Source organism: Streptomyces sp. NBC_00464 (assembly GCF_036013915.1).
In the GTDB taxonomy this organism is placed as follows: domain Bacteria; phylum Actinomycetota; class Actinomycetes; order Streptomycetales; family Streptomycetaceae; genus Streptomyces.
The window spans coordinates 418,842-440,550 of record NZ_CP107899.1 but is presented as its reverse complement, the minus strand read 5'-3'; the positions used below and the strand labels follow the sequence as shown (position 1 = coordinate 440,550).

The following is a 21,709-nucleotide window of genomic DNA, read 5'->3' as shown; positions in this document are numbered from 1 at the left end:
TCGGCACACGGACCCGCCCAGCGGCGGTTCACCGCGCCGGGAAGCGCCGCAGGGTTCCCGGCAGCCGGGAGCCCAGCGGGGACATGTTCCCGTCGGCGCCGTGCCGGGCCAGCAGATCCAGGACCAGCCGGCCGCGCCGGACCCGCTCGCGCGCCGTCTCCAGGGCGACATCGCGCAGATGGGCGCCGTACGGGTAGATGCCGGGCGCCTTGGACAGGCCGAACTTGAGGTAGAGCGGGGCGCCGCGCCGGATCAGCTCGGCCGCCTCGTACATCCGCACATATCCGCCGAGGTCGTCCGGGGCCTCGATGTACAGGTCCATCGGAGCGGCCGACGCCCGCCGGATCTCGGTGAAGTGGGCGAGCGTCAGGTCGGACGGAATGTTGACCGAGTCCGCCCCGAGCTGCTCGTACACGGCGAAGGAGGCGGGGTTCACCGGGCCGACCAGGGCGGACACCTTGAACGTCGTGTCGGCGGGCAGTACGCCCTGTTCGCGCAGCCGGTGCAGGGTCCAGAGCACCCCCTCGTCCGCCACCAGCAGGCACTTCACGCCCAGCGCGGAGGCCCGCAGGGCGTCCTCGACGCAGCCGGCCAGGGCGTCGTGGCCGCGGGCTCGCAGCCCGGCCCCGCCCGAATCGGTGCGGAAGGAGGCCCCGGTGTCCCAGCTGCCGCGCGGACCGGTGAACAGACAGAGCTCGATGCCGCGTTCGGCGCAGCCCTCGACCATGTCGGTGATCTCGGTGTCACTGAGCATCCAGACGCCGCTGCCCTGGCTGATCCGGTGTACGGGGACGTCGAGCCGCGCACTCTCCTTCAGTACGACGGACAGCGCTTCGGGGCCCTCCACGGACGGGACTTCGGTCCGCCAGGTGCCGCCGTCGGGAAAGGCGTGCGGGGACGCGTCGGCCGGGTCTGCGGCGGGAGCGCCGAGCCCGAGTGCGGTGAGCGCGGGCTCACCCGGGCGCCGTACGCCGGCGGAGGATCCGGACGGGGCGGGGGATGCGGAGGTCATGAGCGACCTTTCATGTTCGGTGGGTCGGACAAGGTTCGGGGAGAGTGGCGGCGGGCTGCGCGGGGCGACGGGTCGCCGCGAGCCCGGCCCGGTCCGGACGGAAGGCCCTAGGGGCGCATCAGCACCTTCCCCGTCCCCGCGCCGCCGCCCCCGACCAGCGCCACGGCCTCCGCGAACCGCTCCAGCGGGAACTCGTGCGTGATCAGCGCCGCCGGATCGAGCAGCCCCGCGGTGAACGCCCGCACCGCGTACGACCAGGACGCGGAGGACGCCCCGAACACGCTGCGCACCGTGAGCTGGCTCAGCGACAGGTGCACCGGGTCGATGCCGACGGCCCCCGGGGCGAACATCCCCGTGAGCACGACCCGGCCGCCGCGCCGCGCGAGCAGGCAGGCGTCGGCCGCGGTGGTCGCGGCCCCGGCCGTCTCCACCACCAGGTCGTACCGGCCGTGCACCTCCGCGGCCTCCTTGGGTGCCAGGGCCTCGCTCGCCCCGAACAGCAGCGCCTGGCGGGCCCGTTCGTCCCTCGGGTCGATCACCGTAAGCTCCCCGGGCGACACCGCGGCCAGCAGCTGGACCGCGAGCAGCCCGAGCGTGCCCGCGCCCACCACGGCGATCCGCTCACCCGGCTCCGGCGCCCCGGCCCGCACCGCCGCCGCGACCACGGCCGCGGGCTCCAGCAGTGCGGCGGCCCGCAGGTCCGCGTCGTCGGCCAACGGGTGCAACAGCCGTGCGGGCAGCACGACATGGTCGGCGAAGGCCCCGGGCCGGGTGAAGCCCGTCTCGTCGTACCCCGAGGTGCACAGCGAGGTCTCACCGCTGCGGCAGCGCTCGCAGCTCCCGCAGGAACGGAAGCCCTCCGCGACCGTGCGCCGGCCGGTCAGGGCGGGATCGACGCCGGGTCCCACCGCCTCGACGGTGCCCGACCACTCATGACCGGGCACCACCGGGTAGCGCACGTAACCAGGGTCGCGATGGCCGTCGTACACCTCCCGGTCGCTCATACAGATCCCGGCCGCGGCCACCCGCACCCGGACCTCGCCGGGGCCGGGCTCCGGGACCGGTCCGGAGGTCAGCCGGTGCTTGCCCGGCCGGTCGATCGTGATCGCCCGTGAGCGGGCGGGTCCGTCGCCCACTTGGGCTGCTTCTTCTCCCAGCCGTGCGTCGCTCACTTGGGCTGTCTCTTCTCCCAGCCGTGCGTCGCTCACTTGGGCTGCCTCTTCTCCCAGCCGTCCGTCGCTCACTTGGGCTGCCTCTTCTCCCAGCCGTCGGCCCACAGGTCGAACCGGGCCTGCTGCTGCGGGAATTCGGCGGCGGCGTCCACATCGAGCTCCACGCCGAGACCGGGGGCGTCGGACAGCTCGAAGCAGCCGGTCTCCGGGTCGACCTGCGGCGCACCCTTCACGACCTTCTTGATGTCGGCGTCCGCGAAGTCGTTGAAGTGCTCAAGAATCTTGAAGTTGGGTGTGCAGCCCGCGACCTGGAGGCTGGCAGCCGTCAGCACCGAGCCGCCGACGTTGTGCGGGGCGATCAGCGTGTAGTGGGTCTCGGCCGTCGCGGCGAGCTTCCGGGTCTCCAGGATGCCGCCGATGTGGCCGACGTCCGGCTGGATGATGTCGGCGGCCTGCGACTCGAAGAGCTCGCGGAACTCGATGCGGTCATGGATGCGCTCACCCGTCGCGATCGGCATGTCGACCTTGCCCGCCACCTTGGCGAGCGCCTTGAGGTTCTCCGGCGGCACCGGCTCCTCCAGCCAGGCCGGCCGGAACGGAGCCATTTCGTGGGCGATCCGCACCGCCGTCGAGGGGCTGAAACGGCCGTGCATCTCCAGCATCAGCTCGGTGTCCGGGCCGATGGCATCCCGGACCGCCTCGATCAGCGATACGGAGTACCGGGTCTCCTCCTGGCCCAGCTCGAAGTGGCCCGTCCCGAACGGGTCGATCTTCAGCGCCCGGTAGCCGCGCGCGACGACCGCCGACGCGGCCTTGTGATACGCCTCCGGGGTCCGCTCGGTCGTGTACCAGCCGTTGGCGTACGCCTTGACCCGGTCGGTGACCTTCCCGCCGAGCAACTGCCAGACCGGGACGCCGAGTGCCTTGCCCTTGATGTCCCAGCAGGCCATCTCGACGACCGCGATGCCGGACATCACGATCTCGCCTGCCCGCCCGTAGTCGCCGTACTTCATCCGGCGTACCAGGTCCTCGACGGCGAACGGGTCCGAACCGGCGATGTGGTTGGCCTCCGCCTCGCGCAGATAGCCGATGAGCGCATCGGTGCGACCGAGCATCCGGGTCTCGCCCACGCCGGTGAGACCCTCGTCGGTATGGACCTGCACATAGGTGAGGTTGCGCCAGGGTGTTCCGACCACATGTGTGCTGATTCCGGTGATACGCACGGGAGTTGCCCCTCGACTTGTTCGATATTTCGTCACTCGTTCGAAATCCTGGCGTGACCGTAATAACGCGGCAGGGCGAGTGTCAATGGGGCCGTCGCGGTGCCGTGCGGTTCCCGCGCCGCCGGGCATCCCTGCCGAGGTCGTGGTACGACGCCCCGGACGGCTTCGCGGTAGCGCAGGCGCCCCGCTCCATTCCCTCGTATAAAGGGCCCGAGAGCCAGTGAGCCAGCGGCGGCGAAGGAGGCCCGGATGGGCCGGGAGCGGACCGGACGTCAGGGGCGCGGCGGGCCAGGGGTCCGGGAGGACCGCGGACCCGTACGGTACGGACCGCCCGCGCCCGGCCCCGGACTGCCGGTCCTGCCCGAACTCGCCGAGGTGCTGGCGGCCGCGGCGGCCGACGGCGAACCCGAACCGGCCGGCGGATCGGCGGCCCTGCGCGAGGCGGCCCGCGCCTACTGGGACCGGCGCGGACTGCACGGCGGCCCCGAGCACATCGCCGCCGCGCCGGGCACCTCCCCGCTGGTGCTCGCCCTGATCGCGGCGCACGGCGGCGACGTACTGATGCCGCGCCCCTGCCCCGCCTCCTGGATCCCGCAGGCCCGGCTGCTGGGCAGGCCCGCCTACCAGGTCCCGACCCCCGCCGAGTGCGGCGGTGTGCCCGACCCGTACGCACTCCTGGAGACCGTGCGCAGGGTGCGCGCCGAGGGAGGCAGGCCGCGGCTCCTCCTCATCTCGGTGGTGGACGACCCCACCGCCACGGTCGCCCCGCCGGAACTGGTGCGTGAGGCGTGCGAGGCGGCCGTCGCCGAAGGGCTGCACATCGTCAGCGACGAGACATGGTGCGACACCCTGCACCGGCCCCACGACACGGTGCTCCTCAGCCCGGCCGAGATGTGCCCCGACGACGTGACGGTCGTCTCCGACCTGGCCGGCGCCCTGACCCCGTCGGCCTGGCCGGTCGCCGTCGCCCGCTTCCCGGACACCGAGCGGTCGGCGGCGCGCCACGCCCGTACGCTCGACATCCTCACCGCGCTCGGCGCCCTCGTCGCCGGCCCGGTCGCGGCGGCGGCCGCCCATGCGCTGCGCGAACCGGACGCCGTCACCCAGCGGATCCGCCGGGCCGCCGCGCTCCAGGCACGGATCGCGGCGGCTGCCCACCGGGCGGTCCTGGCCTCCGGCGCGCTGGCCCGTCCCCCGCAGGCCGGCCGCCACCTGTACGCGGACCTCGGCCCGCTCCGCTCCCGGCTCGCAGCCCGCGGGGTCACCGACTCGCTGGAGCTGGAGGAGTACCTGACGGCCCGGCTCGGCGCACCGGTCCCCGGCGGCCACCGCTTCGGTGACGAACTGGGTGCGCTGCGGGTACGGCTGGGCACCGGATCGCTGCTCGGGTCGACCCCGGAGCAGCAGACGGAGTCCCTCACCGCCGCGGAGCCACTCGAACTGCCGCATGTCGCGGCGGCCCTGAGCCGGTTCCGGGCGGCCCTCGACGAACTCCGCTGACGCACCGCGCCGGCTCACTCCGGGACGGGAACCACTCGATGACGCGACAGCCCCGGACCCCGGCGGTCACCGGCCGGACCGTGCACGCAGCCGGCGCCACACTGCCGGCGCCCCGCTGATCAGAAGCGTCAGGCCCACCGCCGCCACCACGCCCTGCCACGGCTCCGGGAACAGCGAGCCGCCCAGGATTCCGATCAGCTGATACGTGGCGGCCCACGCCAGACACGCCGGCACATCGCCCCGGGCGAACCGCCTGAGCGGCATCCGGCCCAGCAGGCACGCCAGCATCACCGGGATGCGCCCCGCCGGCACCAGCCGGGACAGCACCAGCACCATCGCCCCGTGCTCGTCGAGCTTCTGCTGCGCCTGCGCGAGCCGCTCCGGCGCGGCCCGGTCGCTGATCGCCCGCAGCCACTTGGAACCGTTCTTCGACCGGACCCCGCGCTGCCCCAGCCAGTACAGGCAGATGTCTCCGAGGAACGCCGCGGACGACGCCACCGCGACGACGATCAGCAGCGAGAACGGTGCCGACTGATGGAACGCCACCACGGCCGCCGAACTCACCAGGGCACCCGTCGGCACCACGGGAACCAGCGCGCCCAGCGCCACCAGCAGGAACAGCGAGGGATAGCCGACCGCCTGCTGCGTCGACTCCGGGGGCAGCGTCGCCGTCTGTCTGAGGAAGTCGACTATCACCCGGCGGCTCCCGGCCGCACGTGCTCGCCGTGCGCCAGCCGGTGGACCGCCACCTCGGGCGCCCGCAGCGCCGCCTGGCGGACGAACTCGTCACCCGGCGAGTGGAACTCGTGGGGCCGGATCCCGTCCATCCCGATCGGCCAGTACGTGCCGTAGTGCACCGGCACCGCCGCGCGCGGCGCGAGCCGGGCCAGCGCCTCGGCCGCGCGCGCCGCGTCGAGGTGACTGTGCCCGAGGTACGGTCCCCAGCCGCCGACCGGCAGCAGGGCCACGTCCACCGGGCCGACCGCTTGCGCCATGTCGTCGAAGAGCCCGGTGTCCCCGGCGAAATACGTGCGCGCCTCGCCCTCCACGACGTATCCGAGCGCGGGGGAGCGGTGCGGGCCGACCGGGAGACGCCGCCCGTCGTGCAGCGCCGGCACGGCCCGGATCACCACCTCGCCGACACGCACCTCGTCGCCCGCCACCACCTCGGTGATCCGCACCCCTCGCATCCGGCGCAGCAGCCGGAGCCCCGGAACCGCCCGGACCGCCCCCAGCGGGACGACCAGCCGGGCACCCGGGGCGACGCGGGCCAGGGACGGCAGATGCAGATGGTCGGAGTGCAGATGCGAGATCAGGACGACATCGGCGACCGCTGCCGTCGGACCGGGCAGCTCACCGCGGCGCCGGCGCAGATGCGCGAAGCGCCGTACGAAAAGGGGGTCCGTCAGGACCCGCACCCCGGAATCCTCGATGGTGCAGGTGGCATGACCCCACCAGGTGATCTCCACCGGCACGTGCCGCCTCCTGCTCGTAGGACCTGCCGAAGAGCCTACGGGGCGGGCGGTCCCTCAGTCGCTGAGCCCCGGCGTGGCCGCCGCCTCAATGGTCGGCCGCACGTCATGACCTCGCTCGACGGCCGACCGTCCGACGGCCGGGCGTGCGCCGCCTTCACGGCGCGCGCACGGCCCCGTGCGCCCCTCCCCGCCCTGACATGCGCCTTCTTGTGCGGGACTCCGGCCGGTAGGGTCGCAGAACGCCTACACGGGGAGACGGCCATGGGGGACGTACGGGTGGCGGCCATCGCCAGTCTCACGCCGCTGGAGGAACTCGACAGCGATCCGTTCCTCGTGGACACCCGCAGCCAGCACGCCATGTGCGCCCGCTGGGCAGCCGACCAGGGCTACGTCGTCACCCGGCAGCTGCGCCTGTACGGACTGCGCCCCGACCACCCAGCGCTCTGGGCCGACGTCGAAGGGGGCGAGGTCGAACTCTTCGTAGCCCCCACCGACCGGGTGCTCGCCCGGGCCGTCGCCTCGGTTCCGCAGTTCGCCGCGGAGTGCGAGCGGCGCGGCGTGCGCCTGGAGATCGCCGGTCTCGACGAACCGCCGTACAGCGCCCGTACGAAAGCAGGCGTGCACCGCAGGCTCTCCATGCCGACCGCCGGCTACGACGGCTGCTGACCGCCCGACCGCACCCGCCCGGGGCTCCGCGGCGCGCCGCCCCCGCTGTGAAAGGCTGGGGCAGGGCCCGGAACGGCGGGGCCCGGACGTGAGGTGGCAGCGGCGTGGGTGACGGGCGATGGCGAACAGCCGGGAGCGCCCTGATGCGGGTGATCGTGGTGTGGGCGGTATCGACCCTCACCCTGCTGCTGCTCGCCGGGATTCTGCCGGACTTCCAGCTCCAGTCGGACGACGGCGACAGCGTGACCAAGACCGCGTTCACCGCGGCCTGGGGCGCGGGCGCCTTCGGTCTGCTCTCGGCACTGGTCTGGCCGGTGCTCGTACGGGCCCTGCTCATCGTGCCCGCCTTCGTCCTCGGCATGCTGGTCTTCTTCCTCAACGGCTCGCTGCTCCTGATCGCGCTGTGGCTCATCCCGGACGGGCGGGGCGCCGCCGCCCCGGAGACGGCCGTCGTCGTCGCGGCCGTCATGTCCGCCGTCGCCTCCGCGACCTCCACGGCACTCGCCGTCCGTGACGACAACGCCTACCGCCGCAGACTCTCGCGCCTGGCCCAACGACGCCGCCGCCGCAGCGGCACCAGCGGTGAGGGCGGCGACGGGCCGCCCGGCACCGTCTTCATCCAGCTCGACGGAGTCGGCCACGACGTACTCGCACAGGCCGCCGCCGACGGACTCATGCCGACCGTCGCGCGCTGGCTGGCCGACACCGGGGGCCACCGGCTCACCCCATGGCGCACCGACTGGTCCAGCCAGACCGGGGCCAGCCAGCTCGGCATCCTGCACGGCAGCAACCACGACATCCCCGCCTTCCGCTGGTACGAGAAGGAGACCGGCGACGTCATGGTCTCCAGCAGACCGGCGAGCGCCCTCGAACTGCAGCGCCGCGCCATCGTGCGCACCCGCGACGGCGGACTGCTCACCCTCGACGGAGCCAGCCGCGGCAACCTCTTCAGCGGCGGCGCCGACCAGCTCGCCCTCGTCCTGTCGATGGCCGCCCGGCGGGGCAAGGGCAGACGCTCCAGAGCCGGATACTTCGCCTACTTCTCCGATCCCGCCAACGCCGTCCGTACCGCGCTCTCGTTCGTCGCCGAGGTCGGCCGCGAGATCGGCCAGTCGACCCGGGCCCGGATCCGCAAGGAGACGCCCCGGATCAAGCGCGGCGGGCTCTACCCCTTCATCCGGGCCTTCGCGACCGTCGTCGAACGCGATGTGGTGGTCTCCGCCGTCATAGGGGACATGTTCGCGGGCCGGACCGCCGTCTACGCCGACCTGGTGGCGTACGACGAGGTGGCCCACCATTCGGGGCCGCGCAGCCGGGACGCCGAGAAGGTCCTCGCCCGGCTGGACCGCTCGCTCGCCCTGATCGTCAAGGTCGCCGAACACACCCCCCGCACCTACCGCATCGTGCTCCTGTCCGACCACGGACAGAGCCCGGGGGAGACCTTCGCGGGGGCGTACGGGCTCACGCTCAAGGACCTGGTGCGGGCGGGCAGCGGACTGCCGGTGCCCCGAAGGGCCCAGCGCACCCGGAGCGGCTCCGAGGCACGCGACGCGGTCCGGATCGCGCTCCACCGGCCGGTCGCCGTGGGCGAGGAGAAGCAGGTGGCGAAGGCCTCCGACCCGGTCGTCCTCGCCTCCGGCAACCTCGGCCTGATCGCCTTCCCCGACATCGAGGGCCGCGCCTCGCAGGAGCAGCTCGACCGCCGCCACCCCGCCCTGCTCGGCACGCTCGCCAACCACCCCGGCATCGGCTTCCTGCTCGTCCGCAGCGAGCGCGACGGATCGGTGGTGCTGGGCCGCGACGGCGCGCGGGTGCCGGTGGCGGAGCTGAAGGACGGACAGGGCCCGCTGGCCGCCTTCGGCCCGGGCGCTGCCGACGCGATCCGGCGCACCGACACGTTTCCGCACGTCGCGGATGTGATGGTCAACTCGATGTACGACCCCGAGACCGGCACCGTGCACGCCTTCGAGGAGCAGATCGGCTCGCACGGCGGTCTGGGCGGCGAGCAGTCCCGGCCGTTCCTGCTGTGGCCGCGCGGAATGACGGACCCGCTGGACGCGGCCGCCGCCGAGGGCGGGGAGCGGGCGGCCGAACTGGTCGGCGCGGAGACGGTGCACCGGGTCCTGAAGCGCTGGCTGCACGAGGTCTCGGGACCGCAGGTGCCGGTGCGGCGGGAGGACGGGCGGGGCCGCGGGACGGGGCGCCGGACCGTACGGAGCCAGGGGAACGAGCCCGGGAACGGCCTCTCCGCTCTCCCCGGCCCTTCCGACACGGAGACGGACGCGGGCAGCGGCGCGCGGGGCTGACCGCACGAGGGCCCGGGTCAGGCCGACTGCCGCCGGACCAGCGTGGGATGGAAGATCACGGACGGCGCCGGCACACCGGGCCTGCCGATCTGCTTCAGCAGCAGCCGGGCCATCTCCGCCGACATCTCCTCCACCGGCTGCCGGACCGTCGTCAGCGGCGGATCGCAGGCCAGGGCCGCACTGCTGTCGTCGAACCCGACGAGGGCGACATCCCCGGGGACGTCCTTGCCGGCCCGCAACAGCACCGGAATGGCACCCAGGGCCATCAGGTCCGACGCGATGAACACCGCGTCCAGGTCCGGGCGGTCCGCGAGCAGCCGCCGCATCGCCGCCGCCCCGCCCGCATGGGTGAAGTCGCCCTCGGCGGCGGCCACGTCCCGGATGCCGTGCGCGGCGAGCGCGTCCAGGAAGCCCGTGAGCCGTGCCTGACCGGCCGGCATGTCCTGCGGGCCCGACACGGTGCCGATCCGACGACGGCCCAGCGAAGCCAGGTGATCGGCCGCCAGCTGGGCCCCGGCCCGCTGGTCCGCCTCGACGTAGGTGATCGGCGTCGGCCTGCGGGGCTGTCCGGCGAGCACGGCGGGCAGCCGGGTGTCGTGCAGCAGTCCCGGGAGCGGATCGTCCGCGTGCGACGAGATCAGCACCACCCCGTCCACATGCCCGTGGCGCAGGTAGGACAGCAACTGGTCGCGGGACTCCTGGTCGTCGGCCAGCATCAGCACCAGCTGGATGCCCGCCGGGCGCAGGACGTCGAGCAGTCCGCCGACCACCCGCCCGAAGTACGGATCGGAGAACATCCGGCCCACGAAGGGCTCCGACACCAGACGTCGCTCGCGTTCCGAGACGACGAGTGCGATCGAGTCGGTGCGCCGGGTCACCAGCGAGCGGGCAGCACGGTTGGGCACGTACCCGGTGGCGTCCACCGCCTCCTCGACCATCCGTCGCAGCGCCGGGTCCACGGTGGTCGCCCCGTTGATCACCCGGGACACCGTCGCCCGGGACACCCCGGCCACCCCGGCGACGTCCTCCAGCGTGGCGGGGCGGGCGGGCATCGGCGCGTCGGCAGTCATGCAGTCTTTATACCGGGTGGTACGAGGGGGGCCGAAACGGCCACCGAGGCCTTCGGCGTAAGGGCGTGGAGGCATCAGCCGGTGCGTGCCGACAGCCTTGTCAGCCGGTCGAGTTCGGCCCGGCGGGCCGACACCAGGGCTGCGGCGAGCCGTCGGGCGTCCGGGCGGGTGCCGGCCTTCGTCTCGGAGCGCGAGACCTGCGCGGACTGGCGCAGATGGTCGCGGATCTGCGCCACCAGGAAGCGGTCGAATGCCCCGCCCTCGACGGTTCGGGCGTGCTCGAGATCGTGCTCCGTCACCATCCCCGGCATGTCGTGCCCCTTGTGCACATTGGTGTCCGGCAGCCCCATCCGGGCCAGCAGCGGTCGCAGCCGGGCGAGTTCGTCGTTCTGGGCAGACCGCAGGGCGGCCGCCCAACTCCGTATCCGGGGATCATCCGCCCGTTGCCCGGCGAGCGAGAGCAGCGCCACGGCCTGCGCGTTCATCGGGGTCATCAACTGGACCCAGGCGGCATCCGTCGGATCGGCCGGAACGGAGAGCGGGGGAGCGGGGGCCGGGGGAGCGGACGCGGACGGGCTCGGCGCGTTCGCCGGGGCCGCGCAGCCGGCCAGGAGCAGAAGCAGGGACAGCACAGCGGTGGCGCGGGCCGCCTTCGTCATGAGGTCCTCCGGAAGGGCCCGCCCGGGGCATACGGCCCCGGACGGGCGTCGGACGGGTGCCGGGCGGTCAGGGGGTGCCGTCGGCACCGCACTTCACGATGGCGTTGATGCAGTCGCGGACACGCTGCGCCATCTCGGCCTCGGGCCACACGTTGAAGAAGTCGCCGTGCATCGTGTAGCCGGGACCGGACGCCAGTCGGAACCGCGCCGGGTCGCCGTTGACGGGATACCGCAGCACCTGGCGCAGCTTGGGAACCGGCACCGGGTGGGTCGACGGGCATTCACCACCGACCGGGTAGGCCATGTGGCTCTTGTGGTCGGCCGAGTCGAGGTCCTTGCCGTTCCAGCACTGCGGGAAGTCCAGATACGACTCCAGCATCGCGTCCGCCGGGCAGTTCACGAAGTCGTGGGACGGGTTGACCTCGCCGTGGTGCAGGCACGACCAGCGCGAGATCGTGTTGTCGTCGGGGCCGGTCGCCTTGGCGTTCCCCGCGACGATCCGCAGTCCCCGGGGGAAGGGCTGGATCCGCTGGATGACGTCGTCCCGGACGCCTTCGCCCAGGTAGTAGAAGGTCGTGCCGGTGGGTTCGACCTCCGTGTCGCCGTTGTACAGGGTCGGCACCCAGTACGACGACAGGTCCGTGTCCGGTGCGCAACTGGTCCTGGCCTTCTCCAGTGAGGCGAGGTCGGAGTTGCCGTTCGTCGAGTCGTTGCCGAAGAAGCTGTGCATGTGCGAGGCCCCGGGCAGCCCGGGGAAGACGATCGGGTCGTCGGGCGCCCGGTGGGTGTACGGGCATTCGGCGAGGAACTCGGCGACCCGGACGACGTCCGCAGCGGCCTTGGCGGTGGGGGCGATCCCGGTGTCCGGCCCGGCGGACGCGCTGCCGGTGGCCGCCTGGAGGAAGGACAGGGCGAGCGCGGCGGCGACGAGTGCCGCCGTGCGGTGGCGCCGGGACGGAAGGGTTCTGCGGCGGCTGTCTTCACCGGTGCGTCGATGACGGAAGAAGAGCACGGCACTCCTGTTCGAGGGGAAGTGGGGGTTTCCTGACCATGCGAGAGAGCGCTCTCTCGGAGGAACGTAAAAGCGTGTCTCGGTCATGTCAATAGAGTGCGCAGACCTGCAAGTTCCTTCTTTCTGAAGCTAGTTGACGTGCGTTCTGATGGGAGAGCGCTCTCTCATGTGAGGATTCGACGGATGGCGGCGCATAGGGGACAGGTGGGGCTCCGAGCCGGTTCCGAGGCGCCGCCCACCGCTCGTCACCAGCACGTTGTCAGTGGTGGACGGCAGGATGGGGGACATGACGAACTCAGCTGTTGTGCTCGCCGATACCGCCGCCTACGCCGCCGCGGTCGAAGAAGCGTCGCAGGCCGCCGCCGCGTACTACGCCACGGGCGAGAGCGTGCTCGACGACGATGCGTACGACCGGCTGGCGCGCGGGATCGCCGCATACGAGCAGGAGCATCCGCAGGACGTGCTGGCCGAGTCGCCGACCGGCAAGGTGGCCGGAGGCGTCGCGGTCGGGGACGTGCCGCACACGGTTCCGATGCTCTCCCTGGACAACGTCTTCTCGGCCGAGCAGTTCGCCACCTGGACGGCCTCGCTGGAGCGCCGGATCGGCCGCCCGGTCGCCGCCTGGAGCGTCGAGCCGAAGCTCGACGGCCTCGCGGTCGCGGCCCGTTACCGCGCCGGCCGGCTGGAGCAGCTGATCACCCGCGGCGACGGCACCGCGGGCGAGGACGTGTCGCATGCGATCGGGACCGTCGTCGGACTGCCCCGGCAGCTCGCCGAGCCGGCCACGATCGAGATGCGCGGCGAGATCCTGATGACGACGGAGCAGTTCGAGCAGGCCAACACCCTCCGCACCGAACACGGCGGGGCGCCCTTCGCCAACGCGCGCAACGGCGCGGCGGGCACCCTGCGCGCCAAGGACCGCCCCTACACGGTGGAGATGACGTTCTTCGCGTACGGCGTCGTGGCGCTGCCCGAATCGGGGGAGCTCACCGCCACACTGGCCGAGCTGCCCCACAGCGAGACCCTCGGCCGTGCGTCCGGACTCGGAGTCCACACCGCAGCGGACACGGCGGTGGCGCCGCGCACCGTCACCACCGCCGAGGACGCCCAGGCGCGGATCGAGGAAGTCGCCTCGCTGCGCGCCTCGTTGCCCTTCGGTATCGACGGCATCGTCATCAAGGCGGACCTCGCCGCCGACCAGCGCGACGCCGGCTCCGGCACCCGGGCACCGCGCTGGGCCATCGCGTACAAGCTCCCGGCCGTCGAGAAGGTAACCCGCCTGCTCGGCGTCGAGTGGAACGTGGGCCGTACCGGCATCATCGCGCCGCGCGCCGTGCTGGAGCCGGTCGAGATCGACGGATCGACCGTCAGCTTCGCCACTCTGCACAACCCGGCCGACATCACCCGCCGCGATCTGCGGATCGGCGACCACGTGATGGTCTACAAGGCGGGCGACATCATTCCCCGCATCGAGGCCCCGGTCGCCCATCTGCGCACCGGTGACGAGCAGCCGGTCGTCTTCCCCGAGGCGTGCCCGCAGTGCGGTTCCGAGATCGACACGAGTGAGCAGCGCTGGCGCTGTGTGCGAGGCCGCAACTGCCGTCTGGTGGCCTCCATCTCGTACGCGGCGGGGCGCGACCAGCTCGACATCGAGGGCCTCGGTGCGACCCGGGTGGTCCAGCTCGTCGATGCCGGCCTGGTCGCCGACTTCGCCGATCTGTTCACCCTGGAGCGCGGGCAGCTGCTCGACCTGGAGCGGATGGGCGAGACCAGCACCGACAATCTCCTGGCCGCGATCGACGCGGCGCGCGCGCAGCCGCTCTCCCGGGTCTTCTGCGCCCTGGGGGTGCGAGGCACCGGGCGCTCGATGTCCCGGCGGATCGCCCGCTACTTCGCGGACATGGACCGCATCAGAGCCGCCGACGTCGAGTCGCTCCAGCGGGTCGACGGGATCGGCAAGGAGAAGGCCGCCGGCGTCGTCGCGGAGCTGGTGGAGCTCGCCCCGCTGATCGAGAAGCTGGTTGCCGCCGGGGTCACCATGAGCGAGCCGGGCGCGACGCCGCCGCCGGAGCCGGGCGAGGAGGGCGATGTCGCGGCGGACGGCGAGGGCGTGGACGGGCGGCCCCTGGACGGGATGACCGTGGTGGTCACCGGAGCGATGACGGGGGCCCTGGAGAAACTCTCACGCAATCAGATGAACGAGCTGATCGAGCGCGCCGGCGGGAAGTCGTCCTCCAGCGTCTCCAAGCGCACCACACTTCTGGTGGCCGGTGAGAAGGCCGGCTCCAAGCGCACCAAGGCGGAGGACCTGGGGGTGCGGATCGCCGGTCCGGAGGAGTTCGCGGAGCTGATCGCGGAGTTCCTGCCGTCCGAGGTGTGACCGTGCGGCGGCCGTCGGACGCGGGGGAGTGTCCGGCGGCCGCACGCCCGGCGGCCATGCGTCCGGCGCCGCTGCGCCCGTCGGCCCAGGTGCCTCCGGCGACCGTGCGACCGGTCGCACGGGAGTGTCCGCGCGGTGCGGCGGAACCGCTCGTGCCCGGCGCCGGACTTCCCTGCTCCACCCCGTCCTTCGATTTGGTACGGGAGTGGCTTTCTTTGCCTCCCTATTGCATAGTGAGGGTTCGGCCATGCCTCGCTATCAGCGGGTCAATGGGTGTGTGAACGGCCGCAGTAGCGCGCCGGGGGTGAGGGGCGATGCGTTCTTTGCGCGACGGACAGCGGCAGGCTCGCTCCGTTCACCGGCAGCACCGGCCGCATCCGCAGCACCGCGGGATCACCCGCGGGCTCGCGATCGACCTCGGCAGTTCGCGCACGCGCGCCTGGATCCCCGGGCAGGGAGTCGTGACGGACACCGGATCCGACCAGGCCGGTGCGTACGGACACGACGGCCGTCCGGTCCGGCGCGGCCGCATCGTCGACGCCGAGTCCTGCGGCCGGATGCTCGCCCGGATCGCCGACACGGCCCTGGGCGCCGACCGCAGCGACACGGTGATCGTCCTCAGCCACCCCGTCCTCGCCGGACCGGGAGACCGCGCCGCCGTCCGGGAGATCCTCACCGCGCTCGGCCCGTCGAGCGTCATCGTCCTGGACAGTGCCAGGGCCGCTGCCGCCTGCGCCGGACCGCAGGACGGCGGCCCGCTCCTCGTCGTCGACATCGGTGCCGAGCTGACCGAGGTGACCCTCCTCGTCGACGGAAGGGTCCGCGACGCGCGCCTGGCCGAGACCGGGACCAGCGATCTGGATCCCGGTGAGACGCCCACCGCCGTCGTCCGGGCCGTCCTGGACATGGTCACGGGGATGTGGCACCAGGACCTGAACGGCGCGCTCCTCGGAGCCCTGCGCAGGGGCCCGTTGCTCGCCGGAGGCGGTGCGCTGCGCCCGGACATCACCCACCGGATCGCGGGCAGCCTCGGCGCCCCCGTCCGGCTCGCGGACGATCCTGCGACCACGGTCGTGCGCGGCGCCGGGCTGATCCTCAGCTCCGTGCTCCGCCACGCCTCCGCCGCACCGGCTCTGCCCGGCCGATCCGGGTGACGCCCCTCCCGGGGCCGCCCCGGGGTAACACGCCTCCCGGGAGCCGGCTGGACGACCTGGTGCGTCGCGGGCGCGCGGCGACGGCACGGCAGTTCCTTGCCGCGCTGCTCCTGGCGGTCCTCGCCGTGGCGGGCAGCGCACCCGCAGCGGCCGGGGCCGGACTTCCCACCCGCACGTCCGCCGCTCCGGCGCCCACCGCCGACGGCCCGGCCGGAAGCCGTCCGTCCGCCCCTCACACCGACCGCTCCCTCCGCACGGACCGCCCCGCGCGGACCCATCCGTCCGGCCGGTCACCGGGCGACCGCGACCCCCGTACCACCCCTCGCCGCACCGGCGTGGTCACCGCCGCCGGCGCCCACCGCTCCGGACCGGCGACGGCACCCCAGCCGTGGGCCGCCGCCGAGCACCCCCGTACCCCGCAGCACCTGCCACCGCCCGGTCCCGGTTCTCTGCCACCGCTCCCGCCCGGGATCCCGCCGCCACACCCCGTCCCCGGGGCCGCACCCCCCGTACCCGCTGTCTCCGCCGACCGTTTCCGCGCCGCCCTCCCTGGCGTGCGTGGGCCTCCGAGGGCTGCCGTTCACCGGCCCGGGGACCCGTCACGGGTCCCGACCCCCACCACCGGCGTGCCGCTCCCGCCGTCCTAGCGCCCTTCGGGGAGCGGGACCGTGTCCGGCCGCCCCTCGGAGGAATCACGCATGACCCGCGCCACGACGGTGCGGGCGGTTCTGGCTGCGGCCGTACTGCTCGTCTCCGTGCTCATCGCACTGACCATGTCCCCCAGACTCGGCCTCGATCTCCAGGGCGGCACCCGCATGGTGCTGCAGGCCAAGGACTCCGACACCGCCAAGGCCGACCGGGAGAGCACCGACCGCACGCTGGAGGTGCTGCGCAAGCGCATCGACTCGCTCGGGGTCACGGAGCCGACCCTGACCCGCTCCGGCGAGGACCGGATCATCGTCGAACTCCCTGACGTCCAGGACCCGCGCAAGGCCGCCGACGTCATCGGCAGGACCGCCCAGCTCAGCTTCCACGCCGTACAGGGCCCCGGCACACCGGGCGGCGAAGGGCTGACGCTCCCCGACGAACAGGACCGCACCCTCGCCCTCGGCCCCGCCGCGCTCTCGGGCGCGGGCGTCAAGGAGGCATCCGCCGCGTTCGACGCCCAGCAGGGCGCCGGCTGGAGCGTCTCCCTCGACTTCCACAAGGACGCGGGCCGGGACTGGACCCGGCTGACCGGTGAGGCGGCCTGCCACCCCGTCCAGGACGAACGGCGCCGTGTCGCCATCGTCCTCGACAAACAGGTGATCTCCTCGCCGCAGGTCTCCCCGACCGTCGCCTGCAACACCGGCCTGCCCTCCGGATCCACTCAGATCACCGGCTCCTTCAGCGCCGACGAGGCCCGCGAACTCGCCCTGCTGATCCAGGGCGGAGCACTGCCCGTGCCCGTCGAGATCGTCGAGCAGCGGACGGTCGGCCCGACGCTCGGCGCCGCCGCCATCGACGCCAGCGCCCGCGCCGCCCTCATCGGCGCCGCAGCCACGGCGCTGTTCATCACCCTCGTCTACCGGCTCTTCGGCGCGCTCGCCGCCGCGGCTCTCGGCGCCTACGGAGTCATCTCGTACGCCGCGCTGGTCGCGCTCGGCGTCACCCTCACGCTGCCCGGACTCGCCGGGTTCGTGCTGGCCATCGGGATGGCGGTCGACGCGAACGTGCTGGTCTTCGAACGGGCGAGAGAGGAACACGCACTCCGCCCGGGCAAGTCCCTGCGCACCTCGCTCACCGCGGGCTTCCGGCACGCCTGGAGCGCCGTCGCGGACTCCAACGTCACGACGCTCATCGCGGCGGGCCTGCTCTTCTTCCTCGGCTCGGGACCGGTCAAGGGCTTCGGCGTCACGCTCGGCATCGGCGTCCTCGCGTCGATGTTCTCCGCGCTCGTCATCGCCCGCGCCCTCACCGAGACGGCCGCCCGTTCCCGGTTCGTCAGTGACTACCGGGGCGTCAACGGCATCGCGAGTCCCGGCCGGGTACGGACCTGGATCGCCCGCCGCGATCCGCAGCTGATGCGCTCCCCCCGGCGCTGGCTGCTGGTCTCCACCGTCCTGATCGCGGTCGCCGTGACAGGCATCCTGGTGCGCGGCGTCAACCTGGGCGTCGAGTTCACCGGCGGCCGGCTCGTCGAGTACGCCACCAGCCGCCCCGTCGACGTGGACAGTGCCCGCACCGCGCTGGCCGGTGCGGGCTTCGGCGAAGCCGAGGTCACCACAGCCGGTGCGGGCGACATCTCCGTGCGCACCGGGAACCTCGACAACGACGGCGAACACGCACTGCGCGCGGCCCTCGCCGTGGAGGGCGGCGAGACCACCAAGGTCCGCGACGAACTCATCGGACCCAGCCTGGGCGACGAACTGCGGCGCAACGCCCTGATCGCCCTGGCCATCGCCGTGCTCGTCCAACTGGGCTATCTGGCGATCCGGTTCCGCTGGACGTTCGCCGTGGCCTCCGTCGGGGCGCTCGTCCACGACGTGATCATCCTGGTCGGAGCCTTCGCCTGGCTGGGCCGCACCGTCGACGGCATCTTCCTGGCGGCGCTCCTCACCGTCATCGGGTACTCCGTCAACGACTCGGTCGTGGTCTTCGACCGGGTCAGGGAACTGTGGGCGAAGGCCCGCAAGGAGCCCCTCTCCGCCGTGGCGAACCGGGCCGTCCTGCAGACCGTCCCCCGGACGGTCAACACCGGTATGGGCGCCCTGTTCATCCTCGTCGCGCTGGCGGTGCTGGGCGGCGACTCGCTCGCGGACTTCGCCCTCGCCCTGCTGATCGGCATCGTCGTCGGTACGTACTCCTCGGTCATGACCGCCGTACCGGCCGCCCTCCTCCTGGAGCGCAGCAGCAAGGCCCCGCCGCCCGCCCGCGCCCCGCGCAGGAAGCCCGGGGCCGGGCAGCGGGACCCGCTCGACAACGGGGCGCGCGTGTAGCGCACGTCCGTCACCGGCACGGCCTCGAACCGGTGCCGTCGCTCCTGCGCCGTTCGAGCGGCGCAGGAGCGACGCGCGCCGGCCACGGCATTCGGCGGCAGCTGCGACGGCACAATCCTGATCCCCACCCCCGTCGTGATGCGGAGCGTGCCCGTGCCCCTGCCCGTGGTGCTGCGTGAGGCATGGACCACCCTCGTACCGGACATGAACGACCGGCACGGCCCGCTGCCGCCGCTCATGCTCGCCCTGACCGTCGTCACCGGACTGGTCGACGCCGTCAGCTATCTGGAACTGGGCCACGTCTTCGTCGCGAACATGACCGGCAACGTGGTCTTCGCCGGATTCGCGTTCGCCGGAGCCCCGGGGTTCTCCCTGGCCGCCTCGTTCGTCGCCCTCGGCGGGTTCGTCGCCGGGGCGGTGACCGGAGGACGGATCGTCCACCGCTCCCACGCCCACCGCGGCCGCATGCTGCTGCACGCCCTGTGCGCGGAGACGTTGAGTGTCCTGGCCGCACTGGTCGTCACGCTCTTCTCGGGCAGCCCGTACGCCGGCGGCGTGCGCTTCACCCTCATCGCGCTGCTCGCCCTCGGCCTCGGCCTGCAGAACGCCGTCGCGCGGGCGCTCGCCGTTCCCGATCTCAAGACGACCGTGCTGACCCTGACCATCACCGGCATCGCCTCCGACGGCCGACTGGCCGGGGGACCCGGCAGCAAGGCCGGCCGCCGGGTCCTCTCGGCCGCGGCGATGCTGGCCGGTGCCCTCGTCGGGGCCGTGGCCGTCCTGCACGGCCATCCGATCCTGCCGCTCCTGCTGGCCGTGGTGATCCTCGCCCTGGTGTGCCTGGCCGCGCAGGTCCTGGCCCGGGCCGACGCCCCGTGGGCCCTGCCCGTCGTCAACAGATGAGCGACCGCAGATACGTGGCGGTGGCCGCGTCGGCCGGCAGCAGCGTCTCGATGGCCAGCTCCGCGACCGTCACGTCCATCGGGGTGTTGAACGTCGCGATGGACGCGACGAAGGAGAGCAGCCGGCCGCCGTGCTCGATCATCAGGGGCAGCGCGAAGGGAACCGAGGACGAGGGCGCGGCCCGGTCCGCATCGCCTTCCGCCTCCACTTCCGCCGCCTCCGCCGACACGGGGTAGCCCGCCACCTCCTCGTACAGCGCACGCAGCTCCGCCGAACGGACCAGGGCGATCTGACGCTCCATCTGGGCCAGCAGATCGGCCCGCCACTCCCGCAGATTACGGATCCGAGGGGCCAGCCCGTCCGGGTGCAGGGTCAGCCGCATCGCGTTCAGCGGCGGGGTAAGCAGATGTTCCGCCACCCCGTCCAGCATCCGGGTCATCCCCTGATTGGCAGCCACCACGGTGTACAGGCCGTCAACGACGAACGCCGGATACGGGTCGTACCCCCGGAGCAGCCGGTCCATGCCCTCGCGCAGCGCGCCCATCGCGGGGTCGTCGAGGGCGGTCTCCGTATAGCGCGGGGCGTAACCGGCGACCACCAGCAGGGCGTTGCGTTCCCGTACGGGCACGTCCAGATGGCCGGCCAGCCGCAGGACCATCTCCTCGCTGGGGCGGGAACGGCCGGTCTCGATGAAGGAGATGTGCCGGGCCGAGGAGTCCGCCCGCAGTGCCAGCTCCAGCTGGCTGATCCGGCGACGCTCCCGCCAGCTGCGCAGCAGCGGCCCTACCCCCGTGTCAGGCGCGACAGTTGTCATACGGAGACCGTAACGTCACCGGCATCATCGACCGGCAAGACCTCAGGAGGGTCCACCGCATGCCCGCCGCACCGCTGCCCCAGGACGAGATCGAGAACCGGCTGCGCGAACTGCCCGGCTGGACGCTGGAAGGGGACCGGATCACCCGCACCTACCGTCTCCCGTCGCACTTCGCCGCCGCCGGCCTCACCGTGCACGTCGCCCGGATCCAGGACGAGCTGAACCATCACTCCGATCTGACGCTCGGCTACAACACCGTGGCCCTGTCCGTGAACTCCCACGACGCGGGCGGAAAGGTCACCGAGAAGGACCTGACCCTGGCCGCCAGGGTCGAGGCCGTCGCCCCGGGACACGGGGCGGAGTAGCCGGGGCCGCCTGCCTGGAGACGGCGCAAAGCCCTGCTCAGGGCCCGTCAGGAAGCGGCGCCGAAGCGCGGATGCGCGGCGAGCCAGCGTGTGTAGCTGTCGCTGCGCTCCACCGCCTGGGCGTAAGCCGCTCGGGTGTGCCCGCTCACCGCTCCGGCCGCCGCCGACGCGGCCGCCGAGCGGGGGTGCCAGCCCAGCAGGTGGCGCCAGCTGAGCGGTGAGCCGGCCACCGGACGGGTCACCACGCCGGGCGTCGGCGGGAACGTCGCCCGGCACAGCCCGAGCGCGCGCCCCACCTGCACCAGATGGACGACCGACGCGGTGTCCGTCTCGTACACCGACACCGGGCTGAAGCCGGCCCGCGCACAGGCGGCCACGAAGCAGTCCGCGAAACAGCCGTCGCCCGGCACATCCGCCCAGCACTCGTCGGCCAGCGCGGAGAGTTCCAGCTCCGCCTCCCCGGCCAGTGGGTGGGTCTCGGGCAGCATCACGAAGACCGGATCGATACCGATGACCTGCCATTCCAGTCGGTCGGCCACCGGCGGCGGGCTCTCACCGCAGGCCCCGATGAGGACGAAATCCAGTCTTCCGTCCACCAGCTGGGAAGCCAGCTCCGCCACCGACCATGAGGTGTACGTGGTCACCGGCGCCGCCGGGTGCGCTGTCGCCAGCCGGTCGACGAGCCCGCCGAGCAGTGGTCCGTGCGTGCCGCCGAGCCGGAACCGCTCCATGGCCCCCCAGGCGTTGGCGAACCGCACCGCCTCCTCCTGGAGCTCGCTCACGGCGGGCAGCACCACCCGCGCCCGCTCCAGCACCAGTTCGCCCAGGAGCGTCGGCCGCGCACCCGTGTGGTCCCGGTCGAACAGCGGACCGCCGAGCGCCTTCTCGATGCGGCGCAGTTGCGCGCTCAGGGCCGGCTGAGCAAGTCCGAGAGAGGCGGCGGCCTTGGTGAGGCTTCCGGTGTCGGCGATGGCCCGTACGGTTCGCAGATGGCGCAACTCCAGCTCCATACGGGCAAGT

General features: G+C 73.0%; 19 protein-coding genes. 9 read left to right on the top strand and 10 right to left on the bottom strand.

The features are described 5' to 3' along the window. Positions 1 to 28: 28 nt before the first annotated feature. The 3 genes from OG912_RS01900 to OG912_RS01890 all read right to left on the bottom strand — a co-directional run bounded on the left by OG912_RS01900 (position 29) and on the right by OG912_RS01890 (position 3,407). Positions 29 to 1,012 (bottom strand): hypothetical protein, encoded by a 984-nt coding sequence (locus OG912_RS01900; RefSeq protein WP_327707852.1) that lies wholly within the window; start codon positions 1,010 to 1,012, stop codon positions 29 to 31. A 107-nt stretch (positions 1,013 to 1,119) separates the two neighbouring features. Next, positions 1,120 to 2,148: a zinc-dependent alcohol dehydrogenase gene (locus OG912_RS01895; protein WP_327707851.1), complete on the bottom strand. Its 1,029-nt coding sequence runs from the start codon at positions 2,146 to 2,148 to the stop codon at positions 1,120 to 1,122. 104 nt (positions 2,149 to 2,252) lie between these two features. Continuing rightward, a complete protein-coding gene (locus OG912_RS01890; RefSeq protein ID WP_327707850.1) occupies positions 2,253 to 3,407 on the bottom strand; it encodes a mandelate racemase/muconate lactonizing enzyme family protein in 1,155 nt (384 codons plus the stop codon). Positions 3,408 to 3,656: 249 nt separating this feature from the next. Here OG912_RS01890 and OG912_RS01885 point away from each other — a divergent pair, with 249 nt between their 5' ends. Next, positions 3,657 to 4,907, top strand: a complete 1,251-nt coding sequence (locus tag OG912_RS01885) for an aminotransferase class I/II-fold pyridoxal phosphate-dependent enzyme (protein WP_327707849.1) — start codon at positions 3,657 to 3,659, stop codon at positions 4,905 to 4,907. A gap of 66 nt (positions 4,908 to 4,973) precedes the next feature. Here OG912_RS01885 and OG912_RS01880 read toward each other — a convergent pair whose 3' ends face one another. Together OG912_RS01880 and OG912_RS01875 are read right to left on the bottom strand one after the other, a co-directional pair. Next, positions 4,974 to 5,600, bottom strand: coding sequence for a DedA family protein (locus tag OG912_RS01880; protein ID WP_327713316.1), 627 nt, complete (start codon positions 5,598 to 5,600; stop codon positions 4,974 to 4,976). Next, positions 5,600 to 6,382 (bottom strand): MBL fold metallo-hydrolase, encoded by a 783-nt coding sequence (locus OG912_RS01875; RefSeq protein ID WP_327707848.1) that lies wholly within the window; start codon positions 6,380 to 6,382, stop codon positions 5,600 to 5,602. Before OG912_RS01875 ends, OG912_RS01880 begins: the two co-directional genes overlap by 1 nt. 261 nt (positions 6,383 to 6,643) lie before the next feature. Here OG912_RS01875 and OG912_RS01870 point away from each other — a divergent pair, with 261 nt between their 5' ends. Beyond that, positions 6,644 to 7,048, top strand: a complete 405-nt coding sequence (locus OG912_RS01870; protein WP_327707847.1) for a hypothetical protein — start codon at positions 6,644 to 6,646, stop codon at positions 7,046 to 7,048. 143 nt (positions 7,049 to 7,191) lie between these two features. Beyond that, on the top strand, positions 7,192 to 9,354 hold the full coding sequence (locus OG912_RS01865) for a phage holin family protein (protein WP_327707846.1): 2,163 nt from the start codon (positions 7,192 to 7,194) through the stop codon (positions 9,352 to 9,354). A 17-nt stretch (positions 9,355 to 9,371) separates the two neighbouring features. On the opposite strand, the gene OG912_RS01860 is transcribed toward OG912_RS01865, so the two are convergent. The 3 genes from OG912_RS01860 to OG912_RS01850 form a co-directional block, all read right to left on the bottom strand. Next, the gene (locus OG912_RS01860) at positions 9,372 to 10,424 is read right to left on the bottom strand and encodes a LacI family DNA-binding transcriptional regulator (RefSeq protein WP_327707845.1); all 1,053 of its coding nucleotides are present in this window, start codon (positions 10,422 to 10,424) and stop codon (positions 9,372 to 9,374) included. Positions 10,425 to 10,498: 74 nt separating this feature from the next. Further along, positions 10,499 to 11,083 (bottom strand): DUF305 domain-containing protein, encoded by a 585-nt coding sequence (locus OG912_RS01855; protein WP_327707844.1) that lies wholly within the window; start codon positions 11,081 to 11,083, stop codon positions 10,499 to 10,501. A 67-nt stretch (positions 11,084 to 11,150) separates the two neighbouring features. Continuing rightward, positions 11,151 to 12,095, bottom strand: a complete 945-nt coding sequence (locus tag OG912_RS01850) for a DUF1996 domain-containing protein (protein WP_327707843.1) — start codon at positions 12,093 to 12,095, stop codon at positions 11,151 to 11,153. Positions 12,096 to 12,372: 277 nt separating this feature from the next. Here OG912_RS01850 and ligA point away from each other — a divergent pair, with 277 nt between their 5' ends. The 5 genes from ligA (at position 12,373) to OG912_RS01825 (ending at position 19,510) form a co-directional block, all read left to right on the top strand. After that, positions 12,373 to 14,475: an NAD-dependent DNA ligase LigA gene (gene ligA, locus OG912_RS01845; RefSeq protein WP_327707842.1), complete on the top strand. Its 2,103-nt coding sequence runs from the start codon at positions 12,373 to 12,375 to the stop codon at positions 14,473 to 14,475. Between the two features lie 314 nt (positions 14,476 to 14,789). Beyond that, on the top strand, positions 14,790 to 15,629 hold the full coding sequence (locus OG912_RS01840; RefSeq protein WP_327707841.1) for a rod shape-determining protein: 840 nt from the start codon (positions 14,790 to 14,792) through the stop codon (positions 15,627 to 15,629). Between the two features lie 59 nt (positions 15,630 to 15,688). Continuing rightward, complete coding sequence (locus tag OG912_RS01835; RefSeq protein ID WP_327707840.1) at positions 15,689 to 16,276, top strand: hypothetical protein; 588 nt, start codon at positions 15,689 to 15,691, stop codon at positions 16,274 to 16,276. A 51-nt stretch (positions 16,277 to 16,327) separates the two neighbouring features. Then, positions 16,328 to 18,607, top strand: a complete 2,280-nt coding sequence (secD, locus tag OG912_RS01830) for a protein translocase subunit SecD (protein ID WP_327707839.1) — start codon at positions 16,328 to 16,330, stop codon at positions 18,605 to 18,607. Between the two features lie 159 nt (positions 18,608 to 18,766). Continuing rightward, the gene (locus OG912_RS01825; RefSeq protein ID WP_327713315.1) at positions 18,767 to 19,510 is read left to right on the top strand and encodes a YoaK family protein; all 744 of its coding nucleotides are present in this window, start codon (positions 18,767 to 18,769) and stop codon (positions 19,508 to 19,510) included. Here the strand turns inward: OG912_RS01825 and OG912_RS01820 are convergent. Then, positions 19,500 to 20,324, bottom strand: coding sequence for a helix-turn-helix domain-containing protein (locus OG912_RS01820; RefSeq protein WP_327707838.1), 825 nt, complete (start codon positions 20,322 to 20,324; stop codon positions 19,500 to 19,502). The two genes, OG912_RS01825 and OG912_RS01820, sit on opposite strands and share 11 nt — an antisense overlap. Before the next feature lie 59 nt (positions 20,325 to 20,383). Here OG912_RS01820 and OG912_RS01815 point away from each other — a divergent pair, with 59 nt between their 5' ends. Continuing rightward, positions 20,384 to 20,689 (top strand): 4a-hydroxytetrahydrobiopterin dehydratase, encoded by a 306-nt coding sequence (locus tag OG912_RS01815; RefSeq protein ID WP_326740058.1) that lies wholly within the window; start codon positions 20,384 to 20,386, stop codon positions 20,687 to 20,689. Positions 20,690 to 20,736: 47 nt separating this feature from the next. Here OG912_RS01815 and OG912_RS01810 read toward each other — a convergent pair whose 3' ends face one another. Continuing rightward, positions 20,737 to 21,699: a LysR family transcriptional regulator gene (locus tag OG912_RS01810; RefSeq protein WP_327707837.1), complete on the bottom strand. Its 963-nt coding sequence runs from the start codon at positions 21,697 to 21,699 to the stop codon at positions 20,737 to 20,739. Between the last annotated feature and the right edge of the window lie 10 nt (positions 21,700 to 21,709).